We start from the raw sequence: 12363 nt of genomic DNA, 5'->3' as shown, positions 1-12363 counted from the left end.
ATTTTTGCCAAACGAGGACACACTCTAACATAAGGTTTACACCATGTTTGATTCAGCCATCAATGCAGCACCTTTCAAGCGCTCAGTATGCGTTACACTATCAGCTTTATTTTCGTTAACCTTTATGCAGCCAGCTTTAGCTAAAAGTGAGACTGTCCAAGTGGCTAATTCAACTAGCATGGCTGAATACTGCCGCGATGATAGTCAGACTCAAGTACGCTCTTATAGATATCAAAGCGAACAACAGCGCCTGTTAAATTGTATGGTCACGCAATTAAAACCCTATCAACAAAAAGACAAGACAGCCGCTCAACAGTATTTCGCTTACAAAGCGCAAGCGTGGTTGAACTATGCTATTCATCAAGACAGTATGAATAGCCGCTCATCCGCAGGTCAAGTTGCGTTAGAAATGGCAGAGCCTATATTGCAAGCGCTAGATAATGACACGGTACAAGACTTGGGCTTGCATCAAGATATTCCGTCTACCTCTGCCTTAATGCGCCCTGATCTATGGGCAACTGTAAGCGCACTTAAAGACGGTGATGGCATAGCGTCAGCACCACGTGAGATGGCATTTAGTGAAGTGGCTTTAATTTGGGCAGCAACCAATCAATGTGCGCGAGGCTGGCGCGAATCTGGTATGCATTTTCGCATGGCCGATCGCTGGCTTGAGCAGGCCCGCGAAGCTTATGTCAATGCCAATAACTCACAGACCAATGTAGCGCTAGAGAAGTCAATAGTCAGTTATCATAAACAGTACTCGCCTTTAGATGCGAGCGATGATACTTGCCGTGGACAAGATTTAACATCTAACCGTTAGACGTAAAAAAGCCGACATATTTGTCGGCTTTTTCGTGTTTAACTCAAGTTCAATTAGCGGTTTTTACGTGGCAACTTTTCTGGTAGGTAACAACGTAAATAAGCAATAAATGCTGTATTTGCTTCTTGGATATACTCTTCAGTAATACTCTGATGACGGCGATAAGACAACGTAAAGATAGCATTTACGATGCTATAAGCAATCAACAAGGTATCTTGGATATCATGGAAGTTTGGCATCTCATAACGCTCTGACAAACGCTTATAGACCAGATCAACAATTTGATGATCCATATCTTCACCGAAGCTGTCACCTTCAAAATCAGGTGTATTGGTGTCATAGATAAGCTTGGCTTTTGTCTCATCGTTATGGAATATCGTAATACAACGATCGATAAGCGCCGTTAGATACCCTTGCCATCTGTCATAGTTACCAATATCGACCGTCTCTACCATCTCTAATATTTCAATCGCATTCAAAAAACGCAATGCTAAAAATATTGCTTCAATATTAGGGAAAAAGTGGTAAGCAGACGCTCTTGGTATACCCGCTTCTTCACACACAGCTGCTAACGTAATATCGTTAATAGCATGTGTTTCGCTCAATTTTTTGGCACCAGCCAATAGTTTTTGACGACGTGCACGGCCTTGCTGGCTAGTAAACTTAAACTTATTAGGTACAAGCTTTTTTGCCAATTCCGAATCTACTAACACATCTTCAATCTTTTCGTCTTTATTATCACTCATTGTGAATCTCTTAATGTTGCGCCCTATTTTATAAATATAATCTGCATTGAATAGTATTTATCCTCAAATAAAGGATGGTTGACTGTTGGCTAAAATATAAAGCCTATATGGTCAATACTCTATTCAATGCAGAGGCATCATAAACGCTTGCACATTATCAAGCAAGGGACATGAATAGGTTAAAAAACAATACTACGATCAGCAATTTAATAGAGCTAACCGTCTAATTTTATAAAGTTAATCATTGAGTTTTATTTTCGCCCTTATAATACCATGATCAGTGACTCTATCGGCATAGTCCCACTTTAAATGATCATTAAAATAATCGACCCGTTCAACATAACCGAGCGAAAACTTACTATCAGGCAAAAACTCTTCTGAGACAAATAACTGGTCGATAACTTCTGGCATGCCTTGATATATATGGGTATAGGCAACATCTTTCATCCAGCCATATCTTGCTTGAATCCGAGCAGCATCAAACAGTGCAACATCACGCATACTTTTATCGTAATTAACCTCCCCAGTTTCTGTCATCAACTGAGTAGTCACGCTACCTGTGACATCATTCATATCGCCCAATAGAATCAATGGTTCACGGGTATGTTGCAATCGTTCTATGATAGACATACGGATAGAGGCAGCTTCTGCCGCGCGCATACATAAACTACGAAGCTTGGCGCGAACTCGAATATTTGGATCGTCCATGTCTTCTAATAAATCACCGTTTTCGTCACGTAAGAAAAAAGCACGTTTGCTTTTTAGATGCGCTGTAATAATAGTAATAGGCTGCCCGTATGCGTCAACACGTAACACTAATGGAGGACGGTTGAAGCGTTGATAGGGACCGATATCAGGTACATCAATAATGGCTTTCGGTGCTATATTTTCTAGCAAACTGGTTTCTAACTGCTTAAATCTGCTGATAATACCGACAGCAGGTGTATTCTGTGCACCCATGCCTTTGGTATATATACTGGCGCTATCATTACTTGCAAGTGGAATGACCGCATGCTCAGGCTTGAAACCTAGTGAAACAGCCAGCGCCTCTAATGCATTACTATCCCAAACCTCTTGTACTGCGATAATGTCAGCATGCGCTTTAGCCAATAAATCTGTAAGACCTCGCAGCTTATGTTCGTAGGCTTTATCGTTATAAGCTGGCGCATTTTCATAATAAGTTCGATTAGGGTTCGCAAAGTTCAGCAGGTTTGCCGTTGCGATATAAAACTGTTTATTGCCTTCAGTATTATTACTCATATATTCCCCATCGTTCTCATTATTATAGTACATAATATTCACTTATGTGTATACGTTGCAAATTTTATGCCTAAAAAAACTCCCAAAGTTAAACTTTGGAAGTTTTAAAATAGCATAAATGTTGATAAGTAGATTTACTAATAGAACTGGACATACAATTAATCTATTTTAGGTAATAATATAGCAATCCTTGATATTAGCTAATTACTAAATGTATTGGTTGCCAAGCTATTTGCCTTAACCGCCCTATTAGTTATTTAACCTGTCTTATGATACGCGGTTCCATGCATCACGTGATGCTTGACGCGCTTCGTTCCATTCCATACGAGACTCACCTTTTACTTCATGCCATGAGCGCTCTAAATCTGCTTCATGATCTTCAAAACGAGCATCTACTGGATAACGAGCACGGTTTGCATAACCAACTGCATATGCTGGATGTAAGTCACGGTCGAAATCGTATTCTTCTCTATGGTAGTCAGCGTTTGCATACTCTGCACGCCAATACGCTTCCTCGTGAGTTGGATCGATGGCTTCTGCTGCTGCATGACCTGCGCCGCCACCAACGATAGCACCAATAGCACCACCAATTAGTGTACCTAACGGACCTGCCATCGTACCGATAGCTGCACCTGCTGCTGCACCGCCTACACCGCCGATACCTGTACCTACTGGATGCGAGCCTGGCTCACCGGTAATGATGTCTGCGTTTAAATCTTCTTTTGTCTCTTTTGACATGTGTTTTACTTCACTGCGATCGATAGCATCATGGTTACTCATAGTATTGTCCTTAAATTATTTATTATTTATTTGCTAATTATTAACGGTCTTACTAAATCCAATTGAAGTATAGAAATTTATAGGTAAGGACAGATAGGCCGATTTTGTAAACTGTGTCCGTATTGCGATTATCTTGCGTTACAGCCTGTATCTTTATCACATTTGTGTACGGCAGCCTCATACTTTGAGTAATTATAAATGTACAGCTATGACAAATTTATGAAGTAAATCAATCTTATAACGGCATTAGAGACCTTTTGATAGCCTGTTGCCATTTAGCAAGATGACGCTCACGAGTATCAGCCGACATACTTGGTTCAAACACGCGATCTACCTGCCATGAAGCTTTCATGGTCGATTCATCATATAGCCCAGTTTTCAGACCTGCGAGTAGTGCCGCGCCCTTTGCCGTAATCTCTGTATCTCTAGGACGTAATACCGGAACACCCAACAAATCTGCTTGGAACTGCATGAGTAAATCATTATTTGCAGCGCCGCCATCTACTCTAAGCTCAGTCAAAGGATGAGGGCTGTCTTTCTGCATAGCGATAAGCACATCATAAGTTTGATAAGCCACAGCCTCCAATGCAGCGCGTGCAATATGTGCCTTAGTAGTGCCGCGGCTCATACCAGTAATGCTAGCACTGATATCCGAACGCCAATAAGGCGCGCCCAGTCCAGTAAAGGCAGGTAATAGAACAACATCTTCGCTACTGTCTACTTGACGGGCTAAGTCTTCGACATCACTACTTTGCTGAATCATACCCAAATTATCACGCAGCCATTGAACGATAGCCCCTGCCATAAATACACTGCCCTCTAGGGCATAAGTGACTTCCTTTTTGGGTGGTTGTAGCATGCGTTTGCCTGATTGTACGATTTGGTCAAATGATAAATTGTCTGGACGAATTGGTGACGTTTTACGTTGCCACGCGATGGTGGTTAGTAGCTTATGCTCACTCAATTTTGGCTGCTGGCCAATATTCATCAGCATAAAACAGCCTGTGCCATAAGTATTTTTGGCCATGCCTGCATCAAGGCAACCTTGTCCAAAGAGCGCTGCTTGCTGATCACCCAATACCGCTTGAATGGGTATTTGCTTTGCAAACAGGCCTTTTTTGGTTTTGCCAAAATCACCGTCGGACGATAGTACTTTAGGCAATATATTCATAGGTATAGCAAATCGGTCACAAAGTGTCTCTGACCATGCCAGCTTATGGATATCGAATAACAATGTACGAGAAGCATTGGTCACATCGATGACATGCTCCCCGCCTGTGAGCTTATAAATCAGCCAACTATCAATCGTGCCGACCGCTATCTCACCTTTGCTGGCTCGTACACTAAGCTTCGGGTTATTTTCGAGCAACCAAGCGATCTTACTGGCACTAAAATATGGGTCTAAACGCAGACCTGTAATACGCTGAACCTCGTGTGCCATGTTGATACTATCAACATCCTGATGCACAGGGTCATTCATACTATTGCTAGCACTTTCAGCAGCAAGCGTCTTACAGTAATTTGCGGTACGCCTGTCTTGCCAAATGATGGCAGGAGCCAGTGGCTTGCCAGTTTGCTTATCCCACATCACAATCGACTCACGCTGATTGGTAATCGCGATACTGGTAACGTCAGTGGCAAGCAGCCCTGCCCGATTAATAACATCGTGTGCACAGCTAATCTGAGTTTGCCAAATCTGCTGTGCATCTTGTTCAACGAACCCAGCTCTTGGTGTTTGCAGCGTCGTTGGCTGTTGTACCATTTTGATAGGACGCGCATGATCATCGTACAATATCGCTCGACTCGATGTAGTCCCTTGATCCAACGCTAAAATATACCCTGCCATGACACACCCTCTACTAATATTATTTATTCTATTAGATAGCCATTTAGTGACTATTCATTGACTGCTACTTATCGACTAATGCTTATTGAGCATTTTTTATTTATTAATTACTACCTAAATGTTTTCATAATAAGATTAAAAAAAAATCTAACTAAAAATAAATTGCGCGAATTTAAAACGTCTTATTGGCTATGTTGTTACTTATAAACAGATATTTAAAAATTAAATCCAACCTCTATCATACCGCTACTGGCTGCACAATAGAAAACGGCAAAATACTGAGCATTGACCCGTCACCATTGTGGCTCTACAGTGTACCTCTTATGACGAATGACCGCTTGTTAGCGCTTTTAATATAGACGTATTTTTATATTAGAATATGAATGATTTATTTAAGCATCATTTTTTCGCTAGCTGGCAAATAGTCTATAATAGTTCAGCAACTTTATATCCTGAGCAATGAAACCTATTGGTGCTGTTCCTTATTTTATAATACCTTACATTCTAATTAATGGCTTATGTGACTTATGAAATTCATTTTATCAGCGCTACCGACTGCTATGATGACAGTTGCAGTAATGAGCGTGCCTGTCATGACTTACGCGAGCACTGACACTGACAGTATAGAAGTGTCAGATGATGTTACACCAGTGGCTGTGACACAAATCATAGATGTTGATAGTCTGACTGATAATAATAAACCAGCTGCAGCGCCTTTTCATACAGTACCAAACCCTCAACACGCTGAGTCGCAGGCACTGTCTACGCTTGTTGACCCTATTACACATAAAGCCGTCGATAACAGCTACGCACTAGACGTCTCAAGCTTTTTGAGCTTAGAGCAAGCGCAGAAGCTTCTGGTACAAGTATCACCTAAAATCGCTGCCAATCAAGCAGCAATTGCCGCTAGCGAATACCAAACTGACGCGCTCAGAACCATCGACAATCCGCTCGTATTTGCTCGAGTATCTGCCAGTGCCTATCATTTAGATGAGGATATAGATTTATCCTCTCTCAGAAGCGGTATCGTCAACGAAGTAAACAATGGCGTAGATAACATAGTCCCTCCTACAGCAGACCTACCAGACTTTGGTGAGCTGGTCGGTGAGCGTATTCCCGACTCTTATAACCTCAAGCGCTCAGGCTCTACGTCGGGTGCAGGTCTTGGTGTCGTTTGGCCTATTTATACTGCTGGGCGCACAGACGCACTGACTGGCGCCTCGGATGCACGTACGCAAGAAGCGATGGCTGATAGCGTACTGGATAAAAATGAGCTTTATAATACGTTAATTGAGCGTTATTTTAAGGCACAGCTAGCGATTATCGCTGCTTACTTACGAGAAGACGCTTACGATACATTGCAACAGACCGACCATATGGCCGAACGTCTGTTTGAAGAAGGTTTTATCTCACGTGTCGATAGACTAGAAGCACAGTCGGCGCTTGCGGATGCCAAGAGTGAATCCGTCAATGCCAATAATGACGCGCGCCTAGCTATGATTGCGCTACAGCGTCTACTACGTACCGACTATCGCATCAAGCCGACCACACCTTTGTTTGTCTCTAGTCGCGCTCTACCAGATGTGAGCTACTTTCAGGACTTGGCACTAAACAATCATCCTGGACTACAAAAAGTTGCAGCCAAGCGAGCACAGGCTCAGCAGTTACATGCGCTATCAGATACAGGCTACAAGCCTACGGTATTGCTATACGGTTATGGTCAGGTGGAGAAAGATCCAAGCTGGGTCGCTGGTATATCTGCCAGTTGGAAGCTATGGGGCGGACTCGATAAAGCCGCATCATTAGCATCCAGTAGTGCCAAAATTCGTCAGGCCGATCTCTCTGAGATTGAAGTCAGTGACAATTTATTGCTACTGGTAGAAAAAAACTGGCACGATGTCAATAATGCCCAATCACGCTATCAGGCATTGCAAAGTAATGTTGATTTGGCAGCAGAAGTATTGCGACTACGACGCTTAGGGTTACAAGAAGGTGTAAATACCACCGTTGACGTGGTGCAAGCACAAACGCAATCACTTAAGGCACGTACTGAGCAAGCACAAGCTGCTAATGACTATGTACAGTCACTGGCTGCCCTTATGCAGAGCTGCGGTACGCCACTTGCTTTTAATGCTTATCTCAATGCCGCTGACATTCAATTGCCTACTTTATATACTGAGCAATGATGTAACGTGAGAAGCCATAAGTCGTGCTGATAAACGCTTTGTATTACCATGAAGCCGACAGCGAAATTACTATTACCAACCCTATTACGAACAGCTGCTTTTATGAAAAAATTGACCTCTAAATCGATAAAAAACTGGCTACAGACGTTACTAGAAACGTGGCGTATTGCCAATAACTCTAATGTTTGGGCGCATTGTGCAAGTGTAGGTTTCTTTGGATTCTTATCAATTTTTCCAGTAATGGCTGTGTTTGTCCTGCTTTATGGTCTTGCGTTTTCTCCTGCTGAGATGCAAGAGCAAATCTCGCTTTTGAGTCAGTTTATACCTGATACAGTATATGAAGTGCTCAACTCCCGTCTGAGCGAGTTGGTTTCTACGACTACGTCTGCCCTGACTTTCAGCCTGCTTGTATCGTCCTTGCTCGCACTTTACGCGGGCTCTAAAGGTATCAAATCTTTAATTATTCTTATTAATCTTGCGTTTCATATAACTCAGGAGCGCAATTTTGTACAAAGCACGATTCGCGCAGTTGGTTTGACCTTCGCAGCAGTAGTCGTATTGATTATCGCAGTCTCCTCTATCGCGATTATTCCCTTGGGAGCTGCCTACTTCCCTTTCCCTCAGATAGCAAAGACAATTGCGCTTTGGAGCAGGTGGCCCATATTGACAGGTATCATATTCTTAAGCTTTTTAGGCCTTTATCGTCTAGCCCCAAATCGTGATGCCGTCGCCCTCAAAAAGTTGATGCCGGGCGCCGCGTTAGCCACTGTCTTATGGATTATATTGTCCATCTTATTTTCAATTTATGTGCAAAATTTTAATAACTATAGTGCTGAGTTTGGCGCGCTTTCAGCTGCTGTGGTCATTATGCTGTGGCTCTATTATTCAGCATTTATCGTCGCTCTTGGTGCTATTTTTAATTCTGAAACCATAGACAACGCCAAGCCTTATGCGTTTCGAGTGTACTAGTAATAAACCCTTTATTTTCAACTTTGTTGCTTTAGGAATCTCATTGTCATGACAGAATTACCACGCGAATCAGACGACTCAAATAAATCAGCTGATGCAACCGAGTCAGTGACCTCTCAAGATATACAAAATTCAATCGATCCTGTAGAAGACGTGTCTGATATTGAACCAGAGCAACCGACACCTACTTATAATCGTGACGCCTCTAAAACTGACAAATCTGCGCATATAAAAAAAGCATTACTTGCACTATTCATACTGATTGTCCTTGGTACGATTGCGTACGGCTTATACAAAAGTAATGCGCATAGCGAGCCAGAAGTTATTACGCTGCAAGGACAAATGCAAATGCAGCAAACGTCGATCGCTGCAAAAGTACCAGGGCGTATTGCCCAAATTATGGTAACAGAGGGTGATACGGTAACGGCAGGTCAGCAACTGGTTGAGATGGATTCGCCTGAGATTAATGCCAAGATTAATCAAGCACGTGCTGGTAAGCAAATCGCGCAAAGCCAATTAGACAAAGCAGAGAATGGTGCGCGCCCGCAAGAAATCGCCCAAGCAAAAGCTGCTTGGCAAGCCAATAAAGCGGCGTCTGACTTGGCAGAAAACACCTATCAGCGTGTCAATCGCCTTTACGAAGAAGGACTGATGGCGCGACAAAAGCGCGATGAGGCGTATGCGCAATATCTTGCTACTCAAGACCAAACCGAAGCAGCTCGCTTGCAATATGATTTGGCACTAGAAGGCGCACGTACTGAAGATAAGTCAGCGGCCACTGCACAAGTCGCACAGGTCGATGCAAAACTCGATGAAGCGCTAGTAGCAAAAGAGGAAGCGAACCTAAGAAGTCCTATCGCTGGTATCGTCGACAATGTCATCGTGAGTGCTGGAGAAGTTATCGGTCAAGGGGTTCCACTCCTGACGTTGGTGGATACTAATGACCAATGGGTGGTACTTAACGTCACTGAGTCTTATTTAAATCAATTTGCTATTGGTCAGACATTTACCGGTACTATCCCAGCGCTGTCATCAGCGGATAAGCCTTATACAAAACAGTTTACCGTCTATGCGACATCGACCTTATCAGACTTTGCCACTTGGCGTCCGACCAATAACGATGATGGTTTTGATGTGCGCACTTTTGAGGTAAAGGCACGACCATCTAAGCCCGATGCCCGTATCCGCTCAGGTATGAGTGTGGTCGTACGTATCAACTCTACTCCTGTCAATCAGAACCAAGAGTAAGCCATGCACTTGACTAAGTTAAGTGAGGCTTTTTTACGCAGTGCAGCCTACGAGCGCCGTTTTTTGGCAAAAAATCACTGGGACTTTAGCATGGTGGTATGGATACCACTGGCAACGGTGCTGCTAATATGGTGGATATTTTCACAGACTCAAATTACCGATTTGCCTATCGGGGTCATCGATCAAGACAACAGCGCTGTTGCCAATACTGCCGTCCGTTACTTAGAGGCCAGTCCTACTTTGACAGTCAGACAGCTTTATTACTCCCAAGCAGATGCAGAGGCTGCGATTTTACAGCGCGATATTTACGCTGTTGTCATTATCCCAGAGGACTTTTCTCGTAATATCTTATCGAGCCAGCCTGCTCCGTTGACTCTACAAGTTAATGCACAGTACGGTACACACTCTGGTATTATTCAGGCAGGTGTCCAAGCAGTCGCTAGTACATTATCCGCAGGTGTAGAGATTAAACGTTTGGTCAAACAAGGCGTAGCACCATCACAAGCGATGACGGCTTACGCGCCTATCAGTGTGCAGCGTATTAGCTTATTCAATGCTGCGACCAATTATCAGCAGTTTTTGGCTTCGACCGTCATACCTGCCTTATTACATATACTGGCAATGGTCATTGGCGCAACCACGATTGGCCGCGAGTTACGTGATAAGAATATCGGTCGCTGGTACCGTTTTATTGATATAGGAAAGCCTCATTTAACCTTATCTAAACCTTCAAAAACGACATCTTCGCTATCAACCAAACAAGATAGCAGCGATAACAAAGCATCATCGTCAAGCGCAAAAGTGCCCCATTCGGTCAGCTTATCAGTGTTAGGATTTGGCTTATTAGGTAAATACTTTTGGCCAATACTGGCTTATAGCTTGTGGTCAGCGTTAATATTGTGGCTGGCAACGTCCAATCAGAATATCAACATCATGTCTCTTATGGCAGTCTATGCTGGGTTTCTGTGCCTAATGGTATTGTCGTTTTGGCTAGGTGCTATTTTTACTTTGAATTCTTTTTCATTACGTATGGGTCTATCGACTACTGGATTTATTTCAGCGCCTTCTTACGCCTTTGCAGGTGTTACTTTTCCTTATATTGCGATTAGTGATAGCGCGCAATATTGGTCAAATGCCCTGCCGCTAACGCATTATCTCAAACTCCATATTGCACAGTTACAAATGCAAGCACCGATCGCCATCTCGCTACCTATCGTCTATGGCCTCATGCTTGCAGCCATAATAGCGCTAATACTTGCGGCACTATTAACCAAACGCGCATTGGCGCATCCTGAACGTTGGGGAGCACGCTAATGTCTGCACAATCAAATAATACACACTCAAAAACTACATCAACGGTCACGCCAGCATCACAAAGTTTTTGGAACAGCTTTATTCAAACTTTCAAAGACGTCTTTAGTGATAAAGGCGTACTTTTGATGTTGATTATTGCCCCTATTATCTATGGGTTTTTCTATCCCTGGCCTTACTCGTCTGAGGTGGTCAATCATGTGCCAGTAGGTATCATTGATCATGACAACAGCAACTTATCGCGTACTCTCGTACGCTATACGAGTGCTAGTCCATATTTAGACACTGAACGATTTATCAATGAGCAGGCTGCCAAAGAAGCCATATGGTCAGATCAAATTGCAGGCTATATGGTGATTCCAGCTGGTCTTGAAGAACAAGTTCAGTCCGGAGAGCAAGCGCACGTTAGCGTACTGGGTAATGGCGGTTATTTTATTTTAAATAAAAACGTCCAATTGGGGTTCTCTCAAGCAGTAGGTACGGTATCGGCAGGTATAAAGGTAAAGAAAAGCATTGCGAAAGGCGCTTATGCATCTACCGCAGCACAGAACACGCAAGCTGTACCGCTACGGATTATGCCACTGTATAACCAAACCGAGGGCTATGGTGCTTATGTCGTACCAGCTGTCTCTGTTATTATTTTACAGCAGACACTTTTGATGGCGACTGCGATGCTGATTGGCACATGGTATGAGCAGCGCCGTCACAGTACCAGTATACGTGGCTGGCTAGGACGTATTGGAGCGCTAAGCTCACTTAGCTTTATCGTTGGCTGCTTTTATTATGGGTGGGCGTTTGAGTTACATCATTATCCACGCGGACAAAACATGCTTGGTACGCTGCTGTTTTTGGCACTATTTTGTCCGACAGTCGCAACGCTCGGCTGCGTGCTCGGATTATGGTTCCGGCAGCGTGAGCGCAGTATGCAGATATTAATTTTTATCTCCTTACCGATATTTTTCTTAAGCGGCTACCCTTGGCCAGCAGACCAATTGCCTCAAGTATTGCAAGTAATACGTTGGCTAGTACCAACCACGCCTGCAATTAACACCTCTGTGCAGCTTAACCAAATGGGTGCCAGTGTCTCTCAAGTCGCTATAGGACTTTATGCGTTGGCTGGCTTATGGTTGCTCTATTTTGTTTTATTGCTATTTTTACGCAAGCGTATTCCACAGCGAAAAGCCTACTTATAAACCT

The 12363-nt window shown here is 43.3% G+C and carries 10 protein-coding genes; 6 read left to right on the top strand and 4 right to left on the bottom strand.

Translation table 11 applies throughout. The features are described from left to right. Positions 1-43: 43 nt before the first annotated feature. A complete protein-coding gene (locus ACIGBM_RS05110; protein ID WP_397476972.1) occupies positions 44-820 on the top strand; it encodes a hypothetical protein in 777 nt (258 codons plus the stop codon). Between the two features lie 53 nt (positions 821-873). On the opposite strand, the gene ACIGBM_RS05105 is transcribed toward ACIGBM_RS05110, so the two are convergent. The 4 genes from ACIGBM_RS05105 to glpK form a co-directional block, all read right to left on the bottom strand. Then, positions 874-1566, bottom strand: a complete 693-nt coding sequence (locus ACIGBM_RS05105) for a TetR/AcrR family transcriptional regulator (protein WP_057759404.1) — start codon at positions 1564-1566, stop codon at positions 874-876. A 237-nt stretch (positions 1567-1803) separates the two neighbouring features. After that, positions 1804-2826: an endonuclease/exonuclease/phosphatase family protein gene (locus ACIGBM_RS05100; RefSeq protein ID WP_397476971.1), complete on the bottom strand. Its 1023-nt coding sequence runs from the start codon at positions 2824-2826 to the stop codon at positions 1804-1806. Between the two features lie 267 nt (positions 2827-3093). Beyond that, positions 3094-3606, bottom strand: coding sequence for a hypothetical protein (locus ACIGBM_RS05095; RefSeq protein ID WP_057759401.1), 513 nt, complete (start codon positions 3604-3606; stop codon positions 3094-3096). Between the two features lie 235 nt (positions 3607-3841). Next, on the bottom strand, positions 3842-5452 hold the full coding sequence (gene glpK / locus ACIGBM_RS05090; RefSeq protein WP_397476970.1) for a glycerol kinase GlpK: 1611 nt from the start codon (positions 5450-5452) through the stop codon (positions 3842-3844). 527 nt (positions 5453-5979) lie between these two features. Here glpK and ACIGBM_RS05085 point away from each other — a divergent pair. The 5 genes from ACIGBM_RS05085 to ACIGBM_RS05065 all read left to right on the top strand — a co-directional run bounded on the left by ACIGBM_RS05085 (position 5980) and on the right by ACIGBM_RS05065 (position 12359). Continuing rightward, positions 5980-7638 (top strand): TolC family protein, encoded by a 1659-nt coding sequence (locus ACIGBM_RS05085; protein ID WP_397476969.1) that lies wholly within the window; start codon positions 5980-5982, stop codon positions 7636-7638. Between the two features lie 102 nt (positions 7639-7740). After that, the gene (locus ACIGBM_RS05080; protein WP_397476968.1) at positions 7741-8607 is read left to right on the top strand and encodes a YihY/virulence factor BrkB family protein; all 867 of its coding nucleotides are present in this window, start codon (positions 7741-7743) and stop codon (positions 8605-8607) included. A 48-nt stretch (positions 8608-8655) separates the two neighbouring features. Next, entirely contained in the window at positions 8656-9855 is a 1200-nt protein-coding gene (locus tag ACIGBM_RS05075; RefSeq protein WP_397476967.1) for an HlyD family secretion protein, read from the top strand. A 3-nt stretch (positions 9856-9858) separates the two neighbouring features. Further along, positions 9859-11169, top strand: a complete 1311-nt coding sequence (locus ACIGBM_RS05070) for an ABC transporter permease (protein WP_397476966.1) — start codon at positions 9859-9861, stop codon at positions 11167-11169. Next, entirely contained in the window at positions 11169-12359 is a 1191-nt protein-coding gene (locus tag ACIGBM_RS05065) for an ABC transporter permease (RefSeq protein WP_397476965.1), read from the top strand. Before ACIGBM_RS05070 ends, ACIGBM_RS05065 begins: the two co-directional genes overlap by 1 nt. The last annotated feature ends 4 nt before the right edge of the window (positions 12360-12363 follow it).

Source organism: Psychrobacter sp. NPDC077938 (assembly GCF_044542635.1).
Taxonomy (GTDB): Bacteria; Pseudomonadota; Gammaproteobacteria; order Pseudomonadales; family Moraxellaceae; genus Psychrobacter.
This window is presented reverse-complemented; position numbering and strand designations above follow the sequence as displayed.